Here is a 25462-nt window from a genome sequence, read left to right as displayed (position 1 = left end):
CGAGCCTCTCACTTCCATGAATTCATCACCACAAAAGCAAGCCATCCTTGGCTGCCTGCTTGGCACTGCAGTGGGAGATGCTCTAGGTCTTCCTGCCGAGCGTTTGTCTCGCAAGCGCGTCGCAGCAATGAAACTCGGTGAGCGTCATAGATTCATCTTCGGACGCGGCATGTTTAGCGATGACACGGAGCACACGCTGATGCTGGCAGCCGCGCTGATAGAGCATCCAAACGATGCTGCAGCAATGCAACGCGCACTCGGCTGGAAGTTGCGCTGGTGGTTCCTGGCCTTGCCCGCAGGAGTTGGTTTGAGCACTGCAAGAGCCATCCTGCGGCTATGGATCGGATTCCCCGCGGCGAAAGCCGGGGTTCATTCAGCAGGCAATGGAGCAGCCATGCGCAGTGCTATCATGGGTGTGGTGTTTGGCGATGACGCAGCGAAACGACAAGCATTTGCCCTTGCCGCATGCCGTCTGACCCACACGGATCCACGTGCGGAAGAATCCGCGCTCCTGGTGGCGGAAGCAGCTTCCATGGCCGCACAGCATCTCTCTTCGCATGACGCGCTGCCTGTCTTGGAAAAGCTCATTGTCAGTGACGAAATGAAATCGCGCTTTGCAGCATTGAAGAAGGCGTTGAGCACACAGAAGAGCGTGCTGGAATATGCGGAAGAAATTGACTGCGGATACGGCGTGAGCGGCTTTGCACCCAACACAGTTGCAGTGGCACTGTTCGCATGGCTGCGGCATCGCGGTGACTTCGAATCAGCTGTTCGCTCTGTCATCCAGTGCGGCGGAGACACGGATACAGTGGCCGCAATCACGGGAGCCATCTGTGGCGCCGAAACTGGAGAGGCTGGCATCCCGCGTGCATGGATCGACGGTATCTTCGAATGGCCACGCTCGGTCAATCACATCCGACGAGTGGCGCAGGCGCTCGTCTCGGGAAATCGCCGTGCTCCGCGCTATTTCTGGCCCGCTGTTCTGCTGCGAAACCTGTTCTTTCTTGTCATCGTCATCCTGCACGGCTTCCGTCGAATGCTGCCTCCTTACTAATCCATGACCACCAGCCCCCTCCTCACCGATCTCTATCAACTCACCATGGCCGCAGGTTACTGGAAATGCGGCAAGGCGGAGCAGGAAGCCGTGTTCCATTTGTTTTTCCGCAAGCTGCCGTTCTCAGGCGGCTATGCCATCGCCGCCGGGCTCGGGGATGTGGTGAAGTGGCTGCAAGGCTTCCGCTTCAGCACCGCAGAGCTGGACTATCTCGCCACGCTGCCTGGCCGAGATGGCAAGCCACTCTTTGAGCGTGGCTTTCTCGACTACCTCGGCACCCTCGAATGGCGCTGCGATGTGGATGCCATGCCCGAGGGCACCGTCGTCTTCCCCCACGAGCCCCTCCTGCGTATCAAAGGCCCCCTCATTCAGGCGCAGCTCGTGGAAACGGCCTTGCTGAACATGATCAATTTCCAAACGCTCATCGCCACCAAGTCCGCACGTGTGTGTCTGGCAGCCCAAGGCGAACCCGTGCTGGAGTTCGGCCTGCGCCGTGCCCAAGGGCCGGATGGCGCAGTCATGGCCAGCCGCGCCGCCTTCATCGGCGGCTGCGCCTCCACCTCGAATGTTCTCGCAGGCATGACCCACGGCATCCCCGTGCGCGGCACGCATGCCCACTCATGGGTCATGTCCTTCGACACCGAACTCGAAGCCTTCGAATCCTACGCCCAAGCACTGCCCAACAACTGCGTCTTCCTCGTGGACACCTACGACACCCTCGAAGGCGTTCGTCACGCCGTGGAAGTCGGTTATCGTCTACGTGATCGCGGCCACGAACTCGCCGGCATCCGCCTCGACTCAGGCGATCTCGCCTGGCTCAGCATCGAGGCACGTCGCATTCTGGACGAAGGCGGATTCCCAAACGCCTTCATTGTCGCCAGCAACGATCTCGACGAGCACCTCATCGAAAGCCTGAAACATCAGGGTGCAAAAATCGGCGTGTGGGGCGTCGGCACCCAGATGGTCACCGGCGGCTCACAGCCTGCGCTCGGCGGCGTGTACAAGCTCGGTGCCATCCGCAATGCAGCGGGCGATTGGGAGCCCAAGATCAAGCTCAGCGAGCAGGCCATCAAAGTGAACAATCCCGGCATCCAGCAGGTGCGCCGCTTCACCCTCGACGGCGAATTCCGTGGCGATGCCATTTTCGACGAGGAACACGGCTGCCCCGCTCCCGTGGAAATCATGCACCCCAGCGATCCCACTCGCAGCAAGCCCATTCCCGAGGGCGCGACCCACGAAGACCTGCTGCAACCCATATTCAAAGCCGGACAACTCGTCGCCGAACTCCCCACGCTGCCACAGATCCAAAGCCGCTGCCGCGAACAGCTCACGCATCTTCACGCCACAGTGAAACGTCTCCTTCATCCGCACGAGTACACGGCAGGCGTGGAAAGAACGCTGCATGAGCAGAAGCTGCAGCTCATTCAGAAAGCAAAATCGTGAGTGCGTCCCTGAATGCTCTGCTGCCCCTGATCGCCGCCGTGGATGTGTGCTACCACGATCTCGGCGCAACGGCTGCCGCCGTTATGTTTGAAAACTGGGCAGATGACCAGGCCAAGGCGCAGCACCTCTGCCACATTCCTCAAGTGGCCGACTATCAACCCGGCCAATTTTACCGGAGGGAACTCCCCTGTGTGCTCGCGGTTTTGAAACTGCTGCCTCAAGCGCCTGCGGTGATCGTCATCGATGGCCATGTATGGCTGCGGCCCGGCGAGCCTGGTCTGGGATGGCATCTGCACGAGGCCACAAAAATCCCAGTCATCGGTGTGGCCAAGACTTCCTTCGATCAATCTCCACACGCCGCACATGTGTTCCGTGGCGAGAGCATGAAACCCCTCTTTGTCACCGCTGCCGGCATGGAGCAGAAGGACGCAGCACGTCACATCGAGTCCATGCACGGCGCCTATCGTCTCCCCACCCTGCTGAAAAACGTGGATTCGCTCTGCCGCAGCGGCGCTCCAGCAGCAGTGGCCCCAAACGATCCTTCTCCATGAAAACACTCCTCCTCATCGACATCCAAAACGATTTCATGCCGGGTGGTGCGCTCGCTGTGCCAGATGCGGACAAAATCATCCCCCTCGTGAATGACCTCATGCCGCAGTTTGATCTCATCGTCGCCACCCAGGACTGGCATCCCGCGGATCACGCCAGCTTCGCCGCCAACCATCCCGGCAAAAGCGTCTATGACCAGATTGATCTCGACGGCCTGCCCCAGACCCTGTGGCCCATTCACTGCGTGCAAAACACGGAGGGCGCGTCATTCGCTCCAGCTCTCGACACCCGGCGCATCAATCGCGTTTTCACCAAAGGCATGAACCCACGCATCGACAGCTACAGCGGCTTTTACGACAACGGCCATCTTGCTTCCACCGGCATGGGCGAATGGCTGAAGGCCCAAAACGTCAGCGAATTCACCATCGCCGGTGTGGCCACAGACTACTGCGTGAAGTTCACCGTGCTCGATGCCTTAAATGAAGGCTTCCAGGTGAACTTGATAGCTCAGGCCTGCCGGGGTGTAAATCTAGTGCATGGAGATGTGGCACGCGCGTTGGAGGAAATGCAGGCGGCGGGCGCGCTCATCCAGGATTGATCGCGTCAAGCCACCATCGCCTCCCACATCGGGTGCGTGTCGGCAAACATGCGAAAGCGGGCGATCCGGCCATCTCTCAAATCATAGACGTGGGCCACGGCGGCTCTCATGGCTTTGCCGGTGGCGGGAGAGGTGCCACTATAGTGACCAAGTACAACGACACGGTCACCAGTCGCGAACATCTCTTCTTCCGTGAAGGCGAAGCCGGCCCAGCGCCTGGCATTGGCGCGGAAAACATTCTCAATCACCGCAGCAGCTCCATGCCAGGTGGAGCCGCCGGGAAAACCCGCGCTCTGCTGCCAGACGAGGTCGTCGGTGCAGAGCGCGGTGAAGGCTGCATCATCTCCCGCGCGCATGGCACGATACATTTCGCGGATGATTTCGAGCGGGGTCATGACGCGTGATTATTACTGCGCAAGCAAGCCGCCATCAACCTTCAACGATGTGCCGGTGATGAATGAAGCTGCGTCGCTTGCGAGGAAGAGCACCGGATTGGCTATCTCTTCCGAGCGCCCCATGCGGCCAATAGGATGCAGGGAGCGCAGGTAGCTGAGTGCCTCTTCATTTCCATTGCCGGTGAAGCGCGTCATCATGTCAGTCTCGATCGCAGCAGGTGCCACAGCATTCACTCGGATGCCCTGTTTGGCATACTCTAGCGCCGCTGCTTTGGTGAGGCCTTCCACAGCATGCTTGCTGGCCACGTAGATGCTCGCACCAGCCATGCCCACATGTCCGGCCACGCTGCTGGTGTTGATGATGACACCCGCGCCTTGCTTGAGCATGACGGGAATTTCATGCTTCATCGAGGTGATCACACCCCACACATTGATGTCAAACACGCGGCGGTAATCCGCTTCCTTGGCATCAACGACAGCTCCACCGAGCTCGACGCCTGCGTTATTAAAAGCGATGTCGAGTCGGCCATACGTCTCCACCGTTTTGGCCACGAGCGCCGCGACATCCGCCTCCACGGCAACGTCCGCCTTTACAAAGGTGGCTTCACCACCCGCCGCTTTGATTTCACTGACGACCGCCTGACCTTCGGCTTCACGCCGGCCGCTGACGACGACTTTCGCCCCGGCTTTGGCGAAGGCGAGAGCACTGACTTTGCCGATGCCACTGGTGGCTCCGGTGATGAGAACGACTTTGTTTTGGAATGAGGTTTGCATGAGAGTATGGTCTTGAGGGATGGAGTTGAGGGAGTGATGGAATCAGGCTTTGCCGCCGAAGGAGACGTGATCGTCGAAATCGAGAAAATCGAACCAGGTGGCGATGTCTTCACGTGCAGACCCGCCTGCCTTGGCAATCTGCGCACTGATGTACTCGCGGCTTTCATTGTCAGCAGGCACGGCAGCTGCACGGTATTCGCTCCAGTGGGCGATCTCGTAGTCGCTGCGTTTGTGCAGCGCGCTTTTCTCGATCCAGGCGAACATGTCGGCATCCCCCAGTCCCTTCGCCGCTTCGGCTTTCAGTGCCTCATGGTCGATGCCGGTGAAGCTGAGGAAGCGCTGATCCAGCGGGCAGTTGTAGTGATACTCGCCGTTTTTACCGGCGATTTCAGCGCGGCATTTGTCGAGCAGGCGAGGGAGCAGAACGTAGCCGCCGAGGCGGACGCGTGGGCTGCGTGGGGGACGTTGGGTGAGGTCGATGGACATGGTTTTGGGGTTGTTTTTGCGTTGTTTTTTGGGGGATAAAGAAATCAGGCGGCCAGCGCAGCTTCCAGGAAGCCCTTGCTCTTCACGCCGGTGATCGTGTTCACGGGCTGGCCGTTTTTGAAGACGATGAGCGTGGGGATGGCGCGGATGCCAAAGCGAGCTTGCAGGTCGGGGAAGGCGTCGATGTTCACCTTGGCGATGGTGGCACGTCCTGCCTGCTCGGCGGCAAGCTGGTCGAGGATGGGCGACATCATTTTGCAGGGGCCGCACCACTCCGCCCAGAAGTCCACAAGGACGGGCTGGTCGGTGTTGGCGAGGGTGGTGTCGAAGCTTTCAGTGGTGAGGGCGATGGGTTTCATAAGTTAGTCAGGGTAAAAAATAGACCGGTCGGTTTGTTTACGATTCAAAAGCAATCAAGGCGTCAACAATGTGCGCACAAAATTCAGGGCATCGCGCGGAGGGGTGGCATCTCGGCTGATCGCCGAGCGCTGCATGGCTCCGTTCCAGAGATCGTGAATGATGATCGCCATTTCGGCAGGGCGCACAGTTTTGGCGATCTTCTTTTTCTCAATTCCTTCCTGCAGCACCTGCTCCAGAATGGCGATCGACTCGCGATTTCCAGCCGCAAGCACCTCGCGCATCGCCTCACTCATGTCAGCGACTTCAGCCGCCAGTTTGAGCACCAGACAAGGGCACTTCCCCTTCGTTTCCAGCACACGACAGATCGTGCCTTCGCAAAAACTGAGCAGCCGCTTGAGCGGGTCTGGCTCAGGCGTGTCGGAAAGCAGCATCTGCTTTTTGTAGGCCGTGGCATCGGCCACGTAATGCCTCAGCATTTCCACGCCAAACTGTTCCTTGGATTTGAAGTGGTGATAGAAAGAGCCCTTGGGCACCTTCACGGCCTCAAGAATCTCGGTCAGCCCGACTGAATGAAAGCTCTTCTCAAGCATCAGCCCTTCAGCTGCGTCGAGAATGCGTTCTTTGGTCGTCCGGTCACTCATGATGGGTGAATCAGTAGACCGATCAGTCTAATCAGTCAACCGCATTCTTTTATTTCTGCAATCCTGCCCGGTGATGCTATGAAACGCAGTCCCTGCACGCAGTCGATCATTCAATCGCCATGACACTCATCCATCCACACCTCGAAGTCAGCATCGGCACGCAGCGGCTGCGTTTGTTTGATGACAGGCGCCTCGTGCGCGAGTGGCCGTGCAGCACTTCGAAGTTCGGCATCGGCTTCACCGAAGGCAGCAACAAGACGCCGCTGGGCCGTTTTGTGGTGAAGGAAAAGCACGGCGACGGCGCAGAAAGCGGCACCATTTTCAAGTCACGCCAGCCCGTTGGTCGCTGGACCCCTGGCATGGAAACAAAGTCCGATCTCGTCCTCACGCGCATCCTCTGGCTGCATGGCACGGAGCCGCGCAATGAGAACACCTTCCAGCGCTACATTTACATCCACGGCACCAACGATGAAAGCAGCATCGGCCGCCCCGCCAGCCACGGCTGCGTGCGCCTGCGCAATCGCGAAATGATCGAGCTGTTTGATCTCGTGCCGGCGGGGACGCCGGTATGGATCGAGGAATGATCAGTTGAGCAGCCCGAGAGACTTCAGGAACGCATCTGTCTTCGTCATCGTGTCGTCAAAGAGCACCTTGTCGCGCATGAGATAGCCATGCACGCCACCTTCGTTGATGTCTAGTTCACAGCGGTTGCCCGCCTTCAGCATGGCCTCTTGGAAAGCCTTGGCGCCTGCAAAGGGCGTGACAGTGTCGCCGGTGCCGTGGAAGATGATCGTTGGAGGCACGCCCGGGCGGACATGATGCACGGGGGACAGCTCCTGCCATCGCTCGCCGATCTTCGCATTCCCGTAGCCTTCCTTGGAGGTGTCGATGACAGGAAAGAGCAGCACCAGTGCATTGGGAATCGGTGAGATTTTGAGGTCGTCGCTGTCTTCATTCACGTTGTCAAAGAGGGCCGTGGCTGCGGCCAGATGACCACCGGCGGAGCCACCGCTGACGATGACTTTTTGCGGATCAATGCCCAGCTCCATCGCATGCGCACGGATGTAGCGCACGGCGGAGCGCGCATCCTTCACGCAGTCAAAGACGCTGAATCCGGTCTTCGCGCTGTGCAGGCGGTACTGCATGCTGATCCCCACCAGTCCGAGCTTCGCGTAATGCGCAGCGAAGGGGTACATGCGCTGCGGTGTGCCGCCCGTCCAGCCGCCGCCATGAATGATCAGGTGGCAGGCGCGCCTGTCGCCAGCCTTGAAACCTTCCGGCTCAAAAACATGCAGTTGCAGCTCTTTGTCAGCGATCTTCTTGTACGGCACGATTCGCGTGGGTTTCAGCACGGCGGCCATCTGGTCCACCGCATCAGGCGTTTTCGGCTTGGCGGCGGGTTTTTCCGTCGGAGCAGGGCTTTGGGCGTGCAGGGATGTGATGGCAAAAACGAACGCGAAGCAGAGTTGTTTCATGGCAGGTGGCTTGAACGGCCAAAAGGGCGCAGCCATTTCACTCAAGGTTCGGGTCACCGTTCTGCTGTCTCCAGGTGTGCAGCTTCGCGGCCAGTTCCTCTTTCTTTGCGCGATGCACCGGATCTCCGCTCAAATCATGCAACTCATCGGGATCGCTCTTCAAATCAAAGAGCTGCTCCCGTCCCACCTTCGGGTAAATCACAAACTTCCAGCGCTCATCGCAGATCATGCGCTGGGTGTCCGTAAAAACACCGGTGACAAAATCATGCACGCGCTCGGCTTGATGCCGCAGCAGCGGCACGAGACTCTTCGACTGCACAGTGGCAGGAACCGCGATGCCCACGAGATCACACAGCGTGGGGAAAAGATCGTTCAGGTTCACCAGTGCTGCGCTGCGCTCATTCTTCGGCAGGCCAGGACCGCAGATGATCAGCGGGCTGCGGATGCTGTGCTCATATTCGTTCTGTTTGCCCAGCAGCCCGTGGCTGCCCAGCGCAAGGCCCTGGTCGCTGGTGAAAATAATGATCGTTTCATCAGGCGCTGGCAGCGCATCCAGAATGCGGCCCATCTGCGCATCGAGATCCGTGATCATGGCATGGTAGATGGCCAGTTCCTCGCGCACCTCGCTTTCAATGCGCGGCGTCTTCAGCAGCAGTTCATCACGCCCGTCGATGTTGCCGTGGTCAAACGGATGCTTCGGCGCAAAGTTGGCTGGCAGCGGCATTTTCGCCGCGTCATAGCGGTCCTTCATGCCCGCCGGCCATTGGCGTGGATCGTGAGGAAAAGCAAAATTCACATGAAGAAACAGCGGCTTGCCCTTGGGTGCCGTTTGAATCCCACGAATCGCCCCATCAGCGATGTGCCGGCTGTTGTCGGACTGGAGGCCGACGCCTTTGCCGAGTTCAGCCTGGTTGTTTTCATCCTTGAAAGTCCAGCCGCGATACCCCGTGAGCGGCCGACCACGATCATCCATGTCCGGTTGCGTGACACCCTTGCCACCGCCGCTGGAATAAAGCCCGCTGGTGGTGGTGTAGCCTCGCTGCGTTGGGTGGCCATCGTTGTGCCACTTGCCCGTATAGCAGGTGTGGTAGCCTGCCTTTTGCAACGTCCCGCCGAGCGTGGCCAGGCGGGGATCAATCGCGCCGCCAGGATACTTTGGCAGCGCTTTGAAAGCGGGGGTGCCTGTGAGGATCTGCGCACGGCTCACGTGGCAGATGGGGTAGCCCGCATAGGCACGGGAGAATGAAGTGCCGCGAGCGACAAGGCGGTCCAGATTCGGTGTGTCGATCACGTCATTTCCCAGCGCGTGAATCGTGTCCGGCCGCTGATCATCAGCGACGATCAGGAGAATGTTCGGCGCAGCGTGGAGGCTGATGCCGACTATGAAGAAAAGAAGCAGCGTGCGCATTCAAGAATAACGCTGCAAATCATCTCGCCCATCAAGCTTTCGGCCGGTTGCCCAGCGCTGCCAGAAACACTTCGTGGAGGCGCTTGGTGAATGCCGCAGCACTTTCATCCGGCGGGCTGGCCAGTGGCTCTCCCAGCGTGATGCGCATGCGGATCTTTTTATCTGGCAGATGCCACAGCGGCCAGCCCTTGGAAAGGTAGTCGCTGTTGGTTTCGATGAACACCGGCCACACCGGAGCGCTCGACTGCGTGGCGATGATGCCCAGGCCGCCCTGAAGCGTGTTGATGCAGTTTTCCAGCTTCCGCGTGCGCGTTCCCTCCGGGAAAAACAGCAGCCGGTCGCCCTGGCGCAGCGCTTCGATGGAATTCTGCAGCATTTTATGCGCGGGCTTGTTCGGGATAAAGCCCGCCAGTTTGGCTGCACCACGTAGAAACGGATTGTGCATCAACGACGCCTTCAAAATGCAGCGCAGCCCGTGGATTTTGGACAGTATGAAAACGGCATCCCAAAGCGCCGGATGATTAGGTGCAATAATCAGCCCCCCTTTGACATCCTTCAGCGCATCAAAACCGATGTATTCGCACTCATACACACCGCACACGCGCAGGAAGGTGAGGAAAAGGCGAAAGGCCACACTCAGCAGCCACTGGCCCAGGGAGCGGGATTTTTCCACGGGCAGAACCGGCACCAGCACAGCACCGGCCAGCACAAACAACAAGCCCCCGATGGCCCAGTAGATCATGCTCAGCAGCAGCACGACGACATGCCACACATGGATGAGCACACGGCAGAACGTCGGCGCAGGAGCGCATCTTGGTGTTTGCTCTGTGAGTGAATCGTGAATAAGACCGCAGCATGCCATCTTCTGCCGACCTAATTCAAGCGCTTTCCTCCCTTCCGCACGGTTCTGAGTTTTGTTTTATTGACGAGCTTGTAGAGCTGATTCCCGGCACCTCCGCCACAGCGGTGTGGAAGCTCAAGGGTGATGAGGAGTTTCTCCGTGGCCATTTCCCCGGTTCCCCGCTCATGCCCGGCGTGCTGATGATCGAGGCGCTGGCCCAGCTCGGCGGCATTCTCATTCAAACCCGCCCTGGCGAAGCCCCGCTCAAAAACATGCGCCTCACGGCAGTGCGCCAGATCAAAATCCTCGGCAGCATCACACCCGGCCAGTCGCTTCACCTCAGTGGCGCGCTGCAGGGCATGCTCGGCAATCTCGGACAGGTCAGCGGCGAAATCCGTGATGATGCCGGCAATGTCATCCTCACGGGGGCTGTCACACTCGCGGGAGAGAGCTGACTACTTCGGCAGGCGCAGCATGAAACACGCACCCTCTTTGTGCGTGGCATCCAGCGTGATCGCGCCGCCCAGCGCGGTGGCCAGCCTGCGGCACAGGGCGAGTCCCAGCCCGACGCCGGGTGCCGAATGCGCCGCCTGATCGGCGCTTTTGTGAAAGGGGTGGAAAATCCGCCGCTGCTCGCTGCGGGAGATGCCGCCGCCGTGGTCGCGCACGCGCAGCATGGCAAACTTGCCACTCGTGTCCGCCTCCACATGGATCACCGGCTGCGCCGCACGCGGAGCGGCGTATTTGCAGGCGTTGTCCACGAGGTTGAAAAGGATCTGCTCCACCGCCGCCGCGTCCACATGCAGCTCGGTTTTGCGGTCCGTTTCCGTGGCTTGCACCTGCACCGTCATGCCGCAGTCATCGGCACGCTGCTGCAGCCGCGGCAGGATGCGGTCCAGCAGCTCGCCAATCGTGATGTTTTCGGCTCGTGCCTTCGCACTGCCACGCTCAAGCCGGGCATAAGCGAGCACGTTTTCGACGAGATGGCTCAGCCGGCTCGCTTCTCCGGTCAAGGTGTCGAGGTAGGTCTTCCGCTGCGTTTCATCGGTCACCATGCCGTCTGCCAGCATCTCGGAGTAGAGGCGAAACGTCGTCAGCGGCGTGCGCAGCTCATGCGTCACGGCGGAAACGAAATCCGCGCGGCGCTCGCTCAGCGCCACCGTGCCAAACAGTACCAGTCCCACCGCTGCCGCCGCGAGCAGGACACATGCGAGAGCAATGCCCAGAGACCTGCGCAGCGGCGTCCAGAACGGCAGCGGTGGCAGCTGGATGGCTCCTGGCACCAGACGCACCGGCAGTGCGGCAAAGCGCAGCGGATCGTCATTCGGCCGTGTGCCTGCGGTGGCGTTCGCGGCTGGCTCCAGCTTCGCGTCTGGAAACAGATCGGTGATCTCCCGCAGCAGGGCTTCGCGCAGCGCAGGCCAGTCCAGCCACACGCCCTGCACCATGCGCACACCATCCACGAAGGCTTCGCGGGTCAGCATGAGGTTGCTGCCGATCCACACACCTTGAAAGGGACGCGAACTGTTCGCGGCTGGGGCGTTTTTGAGTGGCGGCTGCACAGCGGAAGGAACGCCTGGAGCAGCGGGTGTGGCGGAGGACTCATGGCCCAAAGCTCGGGCGGCATCATCTTGCTTCGGCTTCAAAGGCATAGGCGCTGGAGCCGCCATTTGTTTGTCATCCATCGCCTTTGCTGCCGGTTCTGCGGAAGCGACGAGGCTGGATCCATTGCTGCTGCTTGCCGGCTTCGCGAATTCTTTTTTGAAAGCCTTCCCCGTTGCGGGCTTGGGCTCGGCCGCCTTTTCGTTGGTAAGAACCAGGGCGCCGGCACCTTGCTTCATCTTGATCTGCGGCTGCTGCTTGATCGCCTCTTCGGCCTGCAGGTTGACGGCACGATTACGCGAATAGTTTTCCGTGCTGTTCAGCATCAACTGCTGGGACGCCACCTGGCCCTGCTGGGTGTTCCAGGCCGGGTTGCGTGGAAGATTGGCATCATTGGCTTCAGCCGTCTTGGAATCATCAATGTCAAAGCGGGCCACGCAGGCCATTTCGGCAAGCAGCTGGCGGTTGAGCGGGGTTGCCGCGGCTGGGGCCATGGGGGGCGCACGTCCGTTGTTCCAGGCCGAGGACTCGCGTTGTTGCGGCGGCGTGATCACCTGCACCGGCTTGGCGAGCAGTTCGCGCAATCCGCTCAAGCGTTGCTCGCTGCGAGTCAGGTCATCCGCATTGATGAACTGCGCCAGTGCCAGGGTACGCTCGTTGTTTTGCGGCACCTGCGGGGACAGAACCTGGCCGCGCGTGTCCATCTGAAAATACAGCAGCACATGCTCCGGCACTTCCGCGAGTAGCGGCGATGGCACCAGCACCTCCCCCTTCGCCACATTGTCGTACGCTTTGTTGATCAGACCTTCCGGCGAATGAAACGGCCGGAAATCATAGGGCGGCCGTGCATTTTCTCGGATCATGAGCGCGCTCGCCTGGAAATCGAGCCGCCACAGCGCCAGCCGAACGCGCTCCTGCTGGTCAGCCTCCCGCGCCGCCGTTTCACGCTCACGCTCCAGAGCCAGCGTGTGCCAGCTCACCCACGCCATCGCCGCGAGCAGCAGCCCGAGGCAGGCGATGAAGGTGATCCAGATGTGAAGCGGTTTGCGCATGGGGGAATCAGGTGAGTTGGTAGCCTTTGCCGCGTATGGTGACGATCACACGTGGCGACTCTGCATCATCTCGCAGTTTGTGGCGTAGATTTGCAATGTGCATGTCCACAGTGCGTGTTTCGGTCTGCTGGTTCTCGATGTGCCAGACACGCTGCAGCAGCTCCTCCCGTGAAACGGGCCTGCCGCGATTGAGCGCAAGATAGCGCAGCACATCACGCTCGCGTTCGGAGAGTTCGGCACTCTCGCCATTCTCAAAACGGGCCACGCTTTGCCCGAAATCGATCGTCGCTGCGGTGAGAGTGAGCGTTTCACTCACGGGCTGGCGCTCGGGCGCACGGCGCAGCACCGCCTCCACGCGGGCGAGCAGTTCGCGCACGCTGAACGGCTTCACCACATAATCATCCGCACCCAGCCGCAGGCCGCGCACACGGTCATTTTCTTCACCACGGGCGGAGAGGATGATCACCGGTGTGCCGGGCCGTTCGCGGCGCAGGGCTTTCAGGATGTCAAAGCCGCTCGCATGGGGCAGCACCAGATCCAGCAGCATGAGGTCGAAGGTCGAACTCAGGGCCAGCTTCATGCCCTTCTCACCATCGGTTGCCTCCAGTGTCGTATGACCGGCGAACTTGAGCGCATCCAGGACGCCGCGACGGATCGCGGCGTCGTCTTCAACAACAAGGATGGTGGCGGGCATGGCGAAGTTTAAAGGTTCATTTCTCCCACGCGATGCCTTTTTTCTCCGCCTGGGACCGCAGGGCCTTGGTCATGGCGGTGTCGAGCGTGTCGGCCTTGGCGGACTCTTTGCGCTGCGTTGCCACGTAGGCCTCGCGTTCCTTGTTCAGTGCCAGCACCTGCTTTTGGATTCCCTCACGTTCCGCCATTTTCTTTTCCAGGTAGGTTTTGCGCTCTTCGACGCTCATCTTCTTCATCTCCTCCGGCAGGTCGGCCTCCTTGATCTTCGTGATGTCGAAGTCCTTTTGCTTGCAGGCATCCACCAAATCCCAGCCGGTGTTGCAGTAGTTTGCGCTGGCTTTGCTGACGATGCGCTGGACCTGGGCGCCGGATTCGGCCTTGGCGGCGGCGTTGCTGTCTTGGGCGAGTTGCCGGGCCTTGGCCATCGGTGCCTCTTTGCCGTAGTTGATGTAAGTTTTGTTCAGCTCTTCGTTGAGCTTCACGATCTCCTTGTCCTGCGGTGCTTCGATGTGAACGATGGCCTGGTTCTGGTCGATCACGAGGTATTTGCCGTCCGCTAGCAGCGCACCCTGGTTCCAATGCTCGGCGATGCCCTGGGACTCGCTGCCGCAATGGATCGTGTTCACAATAATGCCCTTCGCGATGGCGTTCTGGCAGCTTTTTTTGGAATCGATGGGACCCTGGGTGAAAGGTTCGTTGCCGGCGATGAAGATCGCCTTGTATACCTTTGAATTCGCATCCCAGGCGAGATCTTTCGTCGCCCGCTCAATCACCGCGCCGCAGTATTCGTCACCACCGTTTGTCGTCAGGGCGAAGAGTTCTTCAGACACTTTGTCCAGATCACGGGTCAGTGGCTGGATCTGACGGATCCAGTTCTCTTCCGCCCGCAGCGATGATTTGCCATATTCATACAGCGCCACCTGCACGATGGGCGTTTTACCGTCCTGCTTCGCGGTGATGAATTCGTTCACCATCTTCCAGAGCTGGGTCTTCGCCTGTTCGATCAGGCCGCTCATGCTGCCGCTGGTGTCCAGCAGCACGGCGATTTGCACCAGAGGGGTGTCAGCGGCGGTTGTTTCGACCTTGGTGATCTCCGCCACGGGGGCGGGCGGTTGAGCCTCTTTGGCAATGGCGAGGCATGCGGACAAGGCCGTGGCGATGAGGATGGATTGCGTTTTCATGGATGTGTTTGTGGATGAGTTGACGGGAGAAATTTCAGCGGATGAGGACGAGCTGGCCGCGATGCTGCAGCAGCAGCTCCCCACGCAGGGCCAGCAGGCTCTGGCGGTTGTCGGCGGCGAGTTCATCGACCAGGCGGCCAAACTCAGGGCTGCCGATCTCGATGGTGCGGTCGGGTGCACGTTCAGCCTTGGCGGCGCTGGCGTCGGTCCAGCGGTTGCCTTTGTTAAAGAGGGCACCGGCCTGGCACTGTTGCACGCTGGTGATCTCAATGGCCTGCATCTTGTCATCGAGGAAACGATTGCGGACGTTGAGCTGCTTGGAACTGGCGGCTTTGGTCAAATTGCCTTCCTGAGAGACGGAGCCGACACCACTGCGCATCTTCATCGCCCGGTCGCTGTAATTGTCGGCGGTTTTGATGGCATTGGCAGGCGCTGCGGCGAGCGAGGTGCCTTCTTCGGCCAGGAAGGCGGTGTATTCCGTGAGAATGCCGAACTGCGTTGAAAGGCGCACGATTTCATTCACCAGCTCCGTGGTTCCACCCGTTGCACCATCGGCACCCAGGTCACGGATCGCCTCGCTGAGCACCGCGATTTTGTTGCTGGCCCAAAGCCGGGCCACAAAGGCGTTTGCGGTGCTGGCCTTGTCGAGATTGAAGGTGAAATCGAATTTTCGTTCTCCCCCGGCGGCGGCGCCGGTGAGCTGGAAATGCAGCGGTGCTTCACCACGGTAGGTGCCGGACAGGAGAATCTGCTCCCCTTCAAACACATCGGGCAGGGGAGAGGGGATGAGATCGCTCACACGGCTTGGATCATCCACCCGCACTACCGGTTTCGTGAGCAGCGGTCCACGCAGACGGTCAAAAACACGGCCTACTTTGACCTCCACATCCTCCTTCGGCAGCACAAACTCCGCGCTGCCTCGGGTATCGCGGGCGATGCGGGAAAGCAGCGGTGTGTTCACATCCACTCCGACGCCGAAGGTGAAGACGCGGCGCTGTTGCGGATTCCCCTTGGCCACCGCCTCACGGATCGCCTTCTCCGAGGTCTGGCCGATGGTGGGCAGGCCGTCGGTGAGGAAAAGGACGATGGGCAGCATGCCTTCGAGCGGCTTCTGGCGCAGCGCCTCGACGACGGAGTCATGGATGTTCGTGCCGCCGCTCACCCGCAGCGCACTGATGTAGTCGCGGGCCTGCTTGGTGGTCTCGGTATTTTTGATCACCGGCTGAGCTGCAAACATCTCAACTGCCTCATTATAAACGATGAGGTTGAAGCCCTCGCCGTCGTTCAGGCCTTCGATCACCTGCAAGGCGGCAGCTTTGACCTGATCGAGCTTGGGGCCGGCCATGCTGCCGCTGCGGTCGATGACGAGGGTGACCTCGCGCAGGATGGGTTTCGCATCTGCCTTGGGCTTGGGCGGGGCGATCATTACGAGGAAATAGCCGCCGCCAATCTTCGGATCTGGATAGGCCAGCAGCGAGGCGGTCATTTCATCTTTGGTTTCGCGTAGCAGAGACACCCGGAAAGCTCCTGGGTCCCTGGTCTCGCAGGAGAGGGTGGCGGTGTTGCCATCCGGCTGTTTGGCCGAGATCTCGTGGCTTGCAGAATACAGCGAGGCGATGCGTGACGTGGATTTGACGCGCATGGAGAGCTTCCACGGCACTGAATATTCCACTGCTTCCGAGCGCGGCAGGATATAATCGAGCCGTGCACCATCGGCTTCGAGCAGTTGCTCATAGGTTACCCGCACTTTTTGCGTGCCATTGGCCGGGACGGGGAACACGCTCGATTTCACGACCGCGTTACCGACAAACTCCAGCAGCGCCGGATCGCGCGTCTGTGCAACGATAGTGTCGTAGATGCGTCGAGCTTCATCACGCGGCAGCAATTTGGCCGTTCCCTCGGAATTGCCGCCCTCAAAGGCGAAGGCCTTCAGCACCGCTCCGCTCGGCACCGGGACGAGCAGTTCGGACTCCTGCGGACGGGCGGTCGGATTACGCAGGGCGATGTCGAGGGTGGTTGTGGCGATTTGATCCGCGATGTCGATGTGGGCATCGACCTGGGTCACCTGCACCGGTTGTGAGTGAATGATGCGCGAACTGGGAGAAATCCAGGCCCGCTGGCGGAAATCCTGCGCAATCAGGGGCGTGGCGATGAAAAAAGCATAAAGAATCGTCTTCATGCCACCATGGTGGTTTAGGCGGCGGCTGGCGTCTGTAAACGCACTGTAAAGGAGTGGAAAACGCCCTGACTGGCCCTGGACAGTGGAGTGAATCGGGCTGCTCAACTGGAACTCCCCCTTGCCAAGCTGGGAAGTCCCCCCATATTCGCGCCCCTTTTATGGACATCTTCATTGGAATTCTTACCGTAGTCGAAGTCATCGTCTGCCTTCTGCTCATTCTCGTCGTGCTTATGCAGCGCCCCCGTCAGGAAGGCCTCGGTGCCTCCTTCGGCGACGCCGCCGCCAGCCAGGTCTGGGGCGCACAGACCACGAACGTGCTGCAGAAGTTCACGGTCTATCTGGCCATCTTCCTTTTTGCCATCACCATCCTCCTGGCCGTGCTTGTGAGCCGTCACCAGACCGGCAGCAAGGCCCCGACTATCTATGGCGATGCCAAGCCTGCGGCAGCAGCCCCGGCGGCCGCAGCCGCCCCAACGGCTGAAGAGCAGGCCAAGGCCAAGATTCTGGAGAAAATCCAGGAAGCCGTGAAAAAGGATGCGGCCAAGCCGGGCGAACCTGCCAAGGCAGCTGAGGCTCCGAAGGCTGAAGCGAAGAACGACGCTCCTGCGCCTGCTCCTGCCAAGACAGAGCCGGCCAAGGCTCCTGAAGCACCCAAGGCCGCTGCACCCGCGCCAGCCGCGACACCTGCACCTACGGCAGCTCCGGCTCCTGCGGCAACACCAGCGCCGACACCGGCTCCTGCGCCCGCAGCACAGCCGAAGTAAGCGGCGGATTGCTTTGAATTTCAGACCAAGGGCACGACGCGAGTCGTGCCCTTTGTCTTTTCAGGCGGGGATGGCATGTGCATTTCCGATAGTGTGCCGTGCGAAAACGGGCTTCACATCATGCGTTGGTTCTGCCTACCATCGAACCAACCATGAAACGTTTCCTTTTCTGTCTCGCACTTGCTGCGTCTTGCGTTGTTCCGCACTCGTCCTTCGCGGCGGAGCCGCTGCGCGTTTTCATCCGGTCGGGTCCGAAGTCCCACGGCCCGGGAGCGCATGATCATCCCTCCTTCCTGCGGGACTGGGTGCCGCTGCTGAATGAGCGGGGGGCGAAGGCGACGGGCGGGGATGCTTTCCCGACCAAGGAGCAGCTGGCTGCAACGGATGTCCTGATTCTGCACCTGGACAGCGGTGGGGACATCAAGATCGGGCAGGAACGGAAGGACTTGATGGAGTATTTGCAGCGGGGAGGCGGCATTGTGACGATCCACGCGGCCTCGGTTTCCAAGGATCATGACTGGTTCAAGGGCATCATTGGCGGGTCCTGGCACCATGGGCAGACGAAATGGCGGGAGGGGCCGATGCATTTGTATTTCACCGACAGGTCGGACAAAATCACGAAAGATGTGTCGAATTTCGCAATGGATGACGAAATTTACTACGACATGGATGTATTGCCTGAGTGCCGGATTCTGGCCGGAGCCTACACCCCAAAACCGGCGGGGACCCGCAATGAGAAGGCGGCGAAGCGGGCGGCGGAAATTACCAAGGGGGGCAAGGAGGTCAGTATCTATGACATTCAGCCGCAGGTCTGGACTTATGAGAAGGACAACTACCGGTCTTTTGTCAGCATTCCGGGGCACTACTATGCGAACTTCAGCCGGCCGAATTTCCGTGCGCTGCTGCTGAGGGGGATCGCGTGGGCGGGGAAGAGGGAGAATGTGGATGAGCTGTGCAAGCCGGAGGAGCTGGGGGACAATCTGCGGTATGTGGAAGGTGGACCCACGCGGCCGGAAAAGGCGGCGGAGAAGCTGGAGGTGCATCCGGAGTTCGACATCTCGCTGGTGGCCAGCGAGCCGCTGATCAACAAGGTCATGAATGTGGACTGGGACGAGAAGGGGCGGCTGTGGGTCTGTGAGACGCCGGAGTATCCGAACGGGCGGCGTGAGCTGAATGTGGAGAAGTGGAAGGACAGCGGCTCATGGACGACCAAGTATGATCGTGATCCGATCGACCGGATTTCGATTTTGTCTGACACGAACGGCGACGGGGTGATGGACAAGAAGCATGTGTTTGCGGACAAGCTGGAACTCGTCACAAGCTTCTGCTTCTACAAGAAGGGCGTCATCGCCTGTGCTGCGCCGGACATCTGGTATCTCGAAGACACGGATGGAGACGAGACCGCTGACAAGCGCACGAAGCTTTATACGGGGCTGGGTACTGGTGACACGCATGCGGTGATCAACAATCTGCGCTGGGGGCTGGATGGCTGGGTGTATGCCACGCATGGGTACAGCTCCGGGCATGTGACCTCGCCGGATGGGAAGCAGGATTTTGGGACGGACGGCAGCGGTGTGGTGAGGTTCAAGCCGGATGGCAGCGCGTTTGAGCAGTATGCTTCGCGCGGTGGGAATACCTGGGGGCTGGACATCACTTCGGACGGGCAGGTGTTTTTCACGCAGCCGACGAGCGGGAATCATTTCCTGCATGTGGTGCTGCCTGAGTATGTGCTGGCGAAGGGCAAGCTGCCCGGGGTGATGGGCACGAATGGGATGCTGCCGAAGGAGCCGACGTATCCGCTGATGTCATGGCCGGAGCAGGCGTATGTGCAGATCGATCAGGTGGGGAGCTATACGGCTGCGGCTGGATGTGCCATTTATGAAGGTGGCGCGTGGCCGTCGAAGTGGAACTACAGCTACTTCACCACCGAGCCGACGCTGAACATCGTGAGTCATTTCTTTGTGGAGAAAGACGGGGTGACCTACAAGGCGCATCGTGAGGCGGGGCGTGAGAAGACGGAGTTTATTCGCAGCAAGGATTTGTGGTTCCGTCCGATTGAGAACCGTGTGGGGCCGGATGGGGCGCTGTATGTGGTGGATTTTTATAATCAGGCGGTGATTCATAATGACACGCGCGGGCCGATTCATGGTCCGGCCAATGCGGCGGTGCGTCCTGACCGTGACCATTATTTTGGCCGCATCTGGAAGGTGCAGCACAAGCAGGCGACGAAGGTGGCGAAGAAGGGCGAAAACCTCAATGCAAGCATGGGCAGCGATGCCCTCAAAGCCTACGAAGCTGCTGAGAAAGCCGTGCAGACCGATGCGGGGCGCGAGCAGGTTCTGAAGGACTACGCGGCTGCCAAGGAGGACTGGAGCCGTTCGGCGCTGATTGCCGCCTGTGCTGATCAAGCGCAGCCAAGCATTGAAGCCGCGCTCGCCCATGGTGGGGCAGAAGCTTTCGTGGCGGCATTGCTTCCAGCGGCTTTGCCAGCTGGTGCTGACAAACTTATCAGTGCCTGTGCCAATGCGGATGCCAAAGCCGATGCGCTGAAAATTGTCATCCTGCAGGGCATCACCCAGCAGTTGAATGATGGGCCTGCGCTTACGCCGGAGCTGACGGCTTCTTTGAAGAAGCTTCTGGCGCAGCCTGCGCTGGCGGCGGCTGCGTTGCCGCTGGTGGTGAAGTGGGACAAGGCGGGTGTGCTGGCGGCGGAGGTGAAGGGGCAGATTGCCCGACTGACGGGGAAGCTGGAGGACAAGGCTGCGGCTATGGGTGAGCGCATTACGTCTGCCAAGGCGCTGATCGGCATCGGTGGTGAGGCGAGTGCTTTGGTTGTGGGGGCTTTGGCGAAGACTGATGTGCCAGTGGAACTGCAGGGGGCGATTATTGCGGCGATGGATGAGAAGGGGAGTGTTACGGCTCTTGTGGGGAACCTGAACGGGCTGAAGCCCGAACTACGTACCCAAGCGTTTGATGCGATTTTGAAGAGGCCGGAGGCTGCGCTGGCGCTGCTGGCTGCTATCCAGAATGGGAAGATTGATCCGAAGGAGATTGGGCCGGGGAATATTGCGCGGCTGCGGACGCATCCGAACAAGCAGGTGGCGAAGCAGGCGAATGCGATGATCGACAAGCTGAACCCGAATGCGAAGGCGAAGAACGAGCTGCTGGCGCAGCTGACGCCGGAGGTGGAGAAGCCGGGCGATGCGGTCAAGGGCAAGGCGATGTTTGCTGCGGCCTGTGCTGTTTGTCATAAGCTGGGTGATCTGGGGCTGCGTGATGTGGGGCCGCAGCTCACGGGCATGGGGGCGCATGGTCCGGCGGAACTGCTGGTGCATATTGTGGATCCGAACCGTGAGGTGGATCCGAGCTTCTGGGCCTGGAACATCACCACGAAGAAGGGTGAGACTCAGGCGGGGGTGATCATCACGGAAAATCAGGCGAGCCTGACGCTGCGCAATCAGGTGGGTGATTTTGAAATCAAGAAGGATGACATCGTCACACGCGAGAATACACGGCGGAGTCTGATGCCGGAAGGATTGGATGCGCTGGGTGCTGAGACGCTGAGGGACATTCTGGCTTTCATCTGCGGTGGGGAGCAGAAGTTCCGTGTGATTGATCTGCGCACTGCCTACAACGCTGACAGCCGTGCCGGCATCTTCGCGAAGGAAGATGCGAAGGATCAGACGGTGACGCTGCACAAGTTTGGAAATGTCACTGTGAATGGTGTGCCGTTTTTCGTGATGGATCCTGAGAAATCGCAGACTGGCGCGAGCCTGATCGCGCTCAAAGGTGGTGGCAAAGGCACGGTGGCGGAGAATTTCCCTGAGAAGGTCGAGATCGCCACGAGTGCGACTGCCGCAAGCCTGCACTTCCTTGGCGGGGTCGCTGGCTGGGGCTGGCCTTTCGGCGGGGACAAAGCTCTCGGGCAGCCCGCGATGACGGTGCAGGTTGAATTCGCTGACGGCGACAAGGAGAGCATCGTGCTCAAAAACGGAGAGCACTTCGCCGACTACATCGGCAAGGCCGAGGTGCCGCTGAGTGATGATGCGGGCGACTTTACCCGGCGCGGACAGCTGCGTTATTTCGCAATCAACTTGAAGAAGAAGGGCGCGCTGAAGAAGATCACGCTGGAGACGAGCGGCAGCATTGTCACGCCTTGCACGGTGGCGATCACGGCGAGCGCGGAACCTGCGAAACTGGGAAGGGCGGCGGCCAAGCCGAAAACGAACGTGGACGTTCGTGCTACGCCGGAAGGCGGGCCCAAAGAAGGTGGCAAGGGTGATGGGCCGCTGGTGGCTGCGACGCCGGTGCAGTGGGAGGCTGGGAAGACGAAGGTGCTGGTCATTGGTGGTGGTTCATCGCACAACTTCGCGAAGTTCTTTGGTGAGACGGATGTGGCGACGCTGAAGGCGGCTGGGTTTACGGTGCATTATACGGAGGACCGCGATCAGGCTGCGGCTGAGCTTGCGAATGCGGATGTGGCGGTGATCAGCGTGAACCGGAAGTTTTTTGACACGGCGGTGTATCGGAAGGCGCTGTTTGATTTCGCGGCTGCGGGCAAGGGGATCATCATGCTGCATCCTGGCACGTGGTATGGGTTTGGCGGATGGCCTGAGCTGAATGCGCAGATCGTGGGTGGTGGTGCGCGGGGGCATGACCGGATTCATCCGTTTGATGTGAAGGCGGTGAAGGCGGATCATCCGATCATGGCGGGGGTGCCAGCGAGCTTCACGGTGGAAGACGAGCTGTACTATGTGAATGCGGAGCCGGAGAAAATTCCTGCGGGCACGGCGAAGATCACCGTGCTGGCTGAGACGAGCCCGAGCGAGAAGTACAAGGCGGGGCATCCGAGCGTGTGGATCACCGAGCATGCGAAGGCGAAGGTGGTTGGCATCGCGCTGGGGCATGATGCGCGGGTGCATGATCTGAAGCCGTATCAGCAGATTCTGACGAATGCGGTGAAGTGGGCGAGCGGGAAGTGATGGTTGAAATTGGAAGGCGAGCTTAGGGCCAGCGACGGTGGGGGATATCTTGATCCCCCAGACTGAAGGCGTGTTTGAGGATGTGCGGGAGCGGTGGGCGGTGCGGGAGCGGGACGAACCCTCTCCGCCAGAACGCTGACGCGTTTCCCGGCGCGCTCTGCCAATAAAGTCTGGCTCATAGCCTTGCCATCAAACGAGTTTGCCGTTTAACATGCCTGCATGAAGTTCCTCATGCCGTGTCTTCTTGGTCTGATGCTCAACATTCTTCCTTCGGCTGATTTGGGCGGGAAGTGTGTCACCATGGGGTCGGATGTGGTCTTTCTGACCCGCGATGTGATTGCCAGCGATCTTCATCAAACAGACCGTTACCCCGAGGTGCAATATGATGATGCCGGGCAGCCTGTCGGATTGAAGTGGCTCGCCAAAGGTAGCAGCACTGTTTTCAAGACAGAGCTGATGGCACGCGTGGGTGGGAAAGCGATCCGGCGGTTTGTGTTTTGGAACGAAGGTGGGAACCCCGATGGTGATGGACTGGTGTGCGTCTGGCTGGGGATGCAAGATGTGGCACCTGGAGGTGGAATGGGTTTCCGTCCATTCCTGGTGTTTAATGGTGATGATCAGGTGGGTTCGTGGGAATCCTTTTGTGCGTATGACAAGCAGGATGGTTTCACTGTGAACCTGGAGATGACCCTCAAAGGCAATGGCGTGATTCATGAACATGCCACGATTCAAGTCAAAGAAGACGGCCCGGTGCCGCTGCGGCTTGAAAGCGGTGGACGAGGCAAGGAGGAGCCCGAGGTGAAACGATACCATTCCACCAGCACACCTCGATGAAATCCACCGTCATCCAACAGGTGCCGCTGCGGCTGATCACGGTGAAGTCTCGGACTTTTCCAGATGGCATTCGTGCGGCGTGGCAGGAGATTGAATCAAAGCGTGCGATGAAGGGGCGGAAGAGCTATGGGCTGATTTGCAGGACCGAGTCTGGGATGGAGTACTTCGCGGGACTGGTGTCTGATGGAGAGCTGGAGGAGCGCGTGACGGGGCTGCCGGTGATGGAAGTGGCGGGTGGTCCTTGTGCGCGGATCAAGCTGGAGAACTGGAGGAGCAAGCTCGACCAGATTGGCGGGTTGTTTGCGCAGATGGCGGAGGAGCATGAGGTGGATTCATCACGGCCGGCGATGGAGTTTTATCGTGGCTTTGCGGAGCTGCATTTGTTGCTGCCGGTGAAGCAGGCGGGTGGGTGATGGTGGGGAGAATGCGATGGGTGGAGCGGAGGTTTGTGTCACCGCTACGCGGTTCGACTGGATTCCACAGACGAGGGCGGCGCGATTCCGTGGGGTTGGCACCCACGGCTACCGTTATGCCAGCGCTACGCGCTTCCGAGATTGGTATGTCGGGGCGATGGGGGAGCCGCGTAAACCCTGCGATTTATGGAGCCTTTGACTTCGTGTTTTGGTGACTGGATCGGAGGATGAAGGGCATGGGTGTTTTCACTGTGCTCAAGGACTGGCGGGCTGTCGCCACACCCATCCTACGATTCATCACCGGCTAATTTCCATGCTTTGCCTTCGGCTGTCTCCGCTTTGCCTCGGCTCTCCGGGAGCCAGACAGAATCAACGCGAGTGAAGTGCATCTATATTGCCACAGAACTAACCTTGTTATTTGAGTCTCAATCAAACGGACTCTGGTGAAGTTCGATGGACATTTTTTGTTGGTCAGGGGTGATTGGAGAGCGCTGACCGACAGACAAGAGTGTCTGTCGTACTTCAGACTTTGAGGAAGAGCTGCCGTTTGTGGAGCCACTGGGCGGTGGCGAGCATGAGGGCGAAGGTCAGGGCGGAAGGGAGCCAGTCGTAGGGGGGAGGTGGGGTGGTGGCTAGGCGTTCGCTGATGGTGCGGAAGAAGCCAAAGCCGGAGCAGAGGTAGAGGGCGATGGGGTTGGCGCCGACCCAGAGGAAGGGGGCGAGGCCGCGGCGAAAACCGAGGACATCGACGAGGGTGTAAAACAGTCCAAGGAGGATGGCGCTCCAACCGGCGGCGACGAGCACGAAGCTGGAAGACCAGATCTTTTTGATGACGGGGAAGAAGGGATGCCATGCCCAGCCGAAGGCGAGCAGGATGAGGCCTGCGGCGATGAGCCCGGCTGCCTTGCGCGGGGGTGATGAGGCACCTGTGATCCATTTGCCTGCGAGCAGGCCGAGCAGTGCTGTGGAGATGGCTGGCAGGGTGCTGAGGATGCCCTCGGGGTCGTGATTGCCATCATACTTGCGGCCTGGAAGCCAGATGCTGTCGAGGTAGTTGGTGAGGTTCATGCCTTCGGCGAAGTTTCCTGCGCCAACTCCGGGGACCGGAACGAAACGGAGCAGGAGGAAGTAGCCGATGAGCAGGATGGCGGCGGCCACCGTCAAGCCGCGGGTCTTCAGAAACAGTGAAAGCAAACCGGCTGCTGCTGAGGCGATGCCGATGCGCTGGAGGACGCCGAGCCAGCGGATTTGATCCCAGCCGTTCTTCACGCCGCCGGAGAAAATGACGCCGAGGGCCACGAGAATGGCGGCGCGTGCGAGCAGGTGGCGGATGGTCGAGACGCGGCCCTCGCGTGCGAGACGGCGTGGCAGTGCGATGGCGAGGGAGACGCCTGCGAGAAAGAGGAAGAGGGGGAAGATGAGGTCGTAGAAACGGAAGCCGGCCCAGTCCACATGCTTGAACTGAGTGGTGATGGTGGTGACGGCATCGGACTGCGGGAATGCGCGATTGAGGATCTGGGAGACGACGGTGGAAAGACCGAGAATCCAGCACATGTCGAAACCGCGCAGGGCATCGAGGGACAGCAGGCGTGTCGAGGAGGCGGAGGGCAAGGGTGTGGCTGGGGACATGGTTGAGGCGAGTCTCAGGAGTCATACGGAGTGGAGATCGCAAACGATCAGGCGGGTTCCGCGAACAGCGCAAAACGGCGGACTGGCGGTATTGTGGCAAAATCCGGCT

At 59.9% G+C, this 25462-nt stretch carries 23 protein-coding genes; 10 read left to right on the top strand and 13 right to left on the bottom strand.

The features are described 5' to 3' along the window. Positions 1 to 16: 16 nt before the first annotated feature. From AC3RLQ_RS18360 to pncA, 4 genes are read left to right on the top strand one after another with little or no spacing between them, the layout of a single operon-like run. Positions 17 to 1054 carry an ADP-ribosylglycohydrolase family protein gene (locus AC3RLQ_RS18360; protein WP_493030108.1) on the top strand — a complete coding sequence of 346 codons (1038 nt, stop codon included), beginning with the start codon at positions 17 to 19 and terminating at the stop codon, positions 1052 to 1054. 3 nt (positions 1055 to 1057) lie between these two features. Continuing rightward, entirely contained in the window at positions 1058 to 2497 is a 1440-nt protein-coding gene (locus AC3RLQ_RS18355; RefSeq protein WP_493030107.1) for a nicotinate phosphoribosyltransferase, read from the top strand. Further along, positions 2494 to 3048, top strand: a complete 555-nt coding sequence (locus AC3RLQ_RS18350) for an endonuclease V (protein ID WP_493030106.1) — start codon at positions 2494 to 2496, stop codon at positions 3046 to 3048. Before AC3RLQ_RS18355 ends, AC3RLQ_RS18350 begins: the two co-directional genes overlap by 4 nt. Next, complete coding sequence (pncA, locus tag AC3RLQ_RS18345; RefSeq protein ID WP_493030105.1) at positions 3045 to 3644, top strand: bifunctional nicotinamidase/pyrazinamidase; 600 nt, start codon at positions 3045 to 3047, stop codon at positions 3642 to 3644. Before AC3RLQ_RS18350 ends, pncA begins: the two co-directional genes overlap by 4 nt. Before the next feature lie 5 nt (positions 3645 to 3649). On the opposite strand, the gene AC3RLQ_RS18340 is transcribed toward pncA, so the two are convergent. From AC3RLQ_RS18340 to AC3RLQ_RS18320, 5 genes are read right to left on the bottom strand one after another with little or no spacing between them, the layout of a single operon-like run. Then, positions 3650 to 4039 (bottom strand): nuclear transport factor 2 family protein, encoded by a 390-nt coding sequence (locus tag AC3RLQ_RS18340; protein ID WP_493030104.1) that lies wholly within the window; start codon positions 4037 to 4039, stop codon positions 3650 to 3652. 12 nt (positions 4040 to 4051) lie between these two features. Then, complete coding sequence (locus AC3RLQ_RS18335) at positions 4052 to 4813, bottom strand: SDR family oxidoreductase (RefSeq protein ID WP_493030103.1); 762 nt, start codon at positions 4811 to 4813, stop codon at positions 4052 to 4054. A gap of 42 nt (positions 4814 to 4855) precedes the next feature. Next, positions 4856 to 5299, bottom strand: coding sequence for a DUF5069 domain-containing protein (locus AC3RLQ_RS18330; protein WP_493030102.1), 444 nt, complete (start codon positions 5297 to 5299; stop codon positions 4856 to 4858). Positions 5300 to 5343: 44 nt separating this feature from the next. Beyond that, complete coding sequence (gene trxA, locus AC3RLQ_RS18325; protein WP_493030101.1) at positions 5344 to 5658, bottom strand: thioredoxin; 315 nt, start codon at positions 5656 to 5658, stop codon at positions 5344 to 5346. A gap of 54 nt (positions 5659 to 5712) precedes the next feature. Next, the gene (locus AC3RLQ_RS18320) at positions 5713 to 6300 is read right to left on the bottom strand and encodes a TetR/AcrR family transcriptional regulator (RefSeq protein WP_493030100.1); all 588 of its coding nucleotides are present in this window, start codon (positions 6298 to 6300) and stop codon (positions 5713 to 5715) included. Positions 6301 to 6419: 119 nt separating this feature from the next. Between AC3RLQ_RS18320 and AC3RLQ_RS18315 the strand changes: the two genes are divergently transcribed. After that, positions 6420 to 6884, top strand: a complete 465-nt coding sequence (locus AC3RLQ_RS18315) for a L,D-transpeptidase family protein (protein ID WP_493030099.1) — start codon at positions 6420 to 6422, stop codon at positions 6882 to 6884. On the opposite strand, the gene AC3RLQ_RS18310 is transcribed toward AC3RLQ_RS18315, so the two are convergent. From AC3RLQ_RS18310 to AC3RLQ_RS18300, 3 genes are read right to left on the bottom strand one after another with little or no spacing between them, the layout of a single operon-like run. Then, on the bottom strand, positions 6885 to 7775 hold the full coding sequence (locus AC3RLQ_RS18310; protein WP_493030098.1) for an alpha/beta hydrolase: 891 nt from the start codon (positions 7773 to 7775) through the stop codon (positions 6885 to 6887). Between the two features lie 37 nt (positions 7776 to 7812). Then, the gene (locus AC3RLQ_RS18305) at positions 7813 to 9183 is read right to left on the bottom strand and encodes a sulfatase family protein (protein ID WP_493030097.1); all 1371 of its coding nucleotides are present in this window, start codon (positions 9181 to 9183) and stop codon (positions 7813 to 7815) included. A gap of 31 nt (positions 9184 to 9214) precedes the next feature. Beyond that, the gene (locus tag AC3RLQ_RS18300; RefSeq protein ID WP_493030096.1) at positions 9215 to 9967 is read right to left on the bottom strand and encodes a lysophospholipid acyltransferase family protein; all 753 of its coding nucleotides are present in this window, start codon (positions 9965 to 9967) and stop codon (positions 9215 to 9217) included. A gap of 71 nt (positions 9968 to 10038) precedes the next feature. Between AC3RLQ_RS18300 and AC3RLQ_RS18295 the strand changes: the two genes are divergently transcribed. Next, on the top strand, positions 10039 to 10479 hold the full coding sequence (locus AC3RLQ_RS18295; protein WP_493030095.1) for a 3-hydroxyacyl-ACP dehydratase FabZ family protein: 441 nt from the start codon (positions 10039 to 10041) through the stop codon (positions 10477 to 10479). Here the strand turns inward: AC3RLQ_RS18295 and AC3RLQ_RS18290 are convergent, their stop codons facing one another. Genes AC3RLQ_RS18290 through AC3RLQ_RS18275 form a run of 4 tightly spaced genes read right to left on the bottom strand, consistent with a single transcriptional unit; the run spans position 10480 to position 16731 of the window. After that, the gene (locus tag AC3RLQ_RS18290) at positions 10480 to 12678 is read right to left on the bottom strand and encodes a sensor histidine kinase (protein ID WP_493030094.1); all 2199 of its coding nucleotides are present in this window, start codon (positions 12676 to 12678) and stop codon (positions 10480 to 10482) included. Positions 12679 to 12685: 7 nt separating this feature from the next. Beyond that, positions 12686 to 13372 (bottom strand): response regulator transcription factor, encoded by a 687-nt coding sequence (locus tag AC3RLQ_RS18285; RefSeq protein WP_493030093.1) that lies wholly within the window; start codon positions 13370 to 13372, stop codon positions 12686 to 12688. A 16-nt stretch (positions 13373 to 13388) separates the two neighbouring features. Then, positions 13389 to 14552 (bottom strand): vWA domain-containing protein, encoded by a 1164-nt coding sequence (locus AC3RLQ_RS18280; protein ID WP_493030092.1) that lies wholly within the window; start codon positions 14550 to 14552, stop codon positions 13389 to 13391. A 34-nt stretch (positions 14553 to 14586) separates the two neighbouring features. Further along, the gene (locus AC3RLQ_RS18275; protein ID WP_493030091.1) at positions 14587 to 16731 is read right to left on the bottom strand and encodes a VIT and vWA domain-containing protein; all 2145 of its coding nucleotides are present in this window, start codon (positions 16729 to 16731) and stop codon (positions 14587 to 14589) included. 158 nt (positions 16732 to 16889) lie between these two features. Between AC3RLQ_RS18275 and secG the strand changes: the two genes are divergently transcribed. From secG to AC3RLQ_RS18255, 4 genes are all read left to right on the top strand, one after another. Next, entirely contained in the window at positions 16890 to 17495 is a 606-nt protein-coding gene (secG, locus tag AC3RLQ_RS18270; protein ID WP_493030090.1) for a preprotein translocase subunit SecG, read from the top strand. A 152-nt stretch (positions 17496 to 17647) separates the two neighbouring features. Next, a complete protein-coding gene (locus tag AC3RLQ_RS18265; RefSeq protein ID WP_493030089.1) occupies positions 17648 to 22477 on the top strand; it encodes a PVC-type heme-binding CxxCH protein in 4830 nt (1609 codons plus the stop codon). A 231-nt stretch (positions 22478 to 22708) separates the two neighbouring features. Continuing rightward, a complete protein-coding gene (locus AC3RLQ_RS18260; RefSeq protein ID WP_493030088.1) occupies positions 22709 to 23311 on the top strand; it encodes a hypothetical protein in 603 nt (200 codons plus the stop codon). Continuing rightward, a complete protein-coding gene (locus AC3RLQ_RS18255) occupies positions 23308 to 23724 on the top strand; it encodes a hypothetical protein (protein WP_493030087.1) in 417 nt (138 codons plus the stop codon). The genes AC3RLQ_RS18260 and AC3RLQ_RS18255 overlap by 4 nt, the downstream gene beginning before the upstream one ends. Before the next feature lie 522 nt (positions 23725 to 24246). On the opposite strand, the gene AC3RLQ_RS18250 is transcribed toward AC3RLQ_RS18255, so the two are convergent. Further along, positions 24247 to 25353, bottom strand: coding sequence for an acyltransferase family protein (locus AC3RLQ_RS18250; protein WP_493030086.1), 1107 nt, complete (start codon positions 25351 to 25353; stop codon positions 24247 to 24249). Between the last annotated feature and the right edge of the window lie 109 nt (positions 25354 to 25462).

This window comes from Prosthecobacter sp. GW821-HT29F12 (assembly GCF_058803405.1).
The sequence above is the reverse complement of the archived record's forward strand: the minus strand, read 5'-3'. Positions and strand labels throughout refer to the sequence as shown.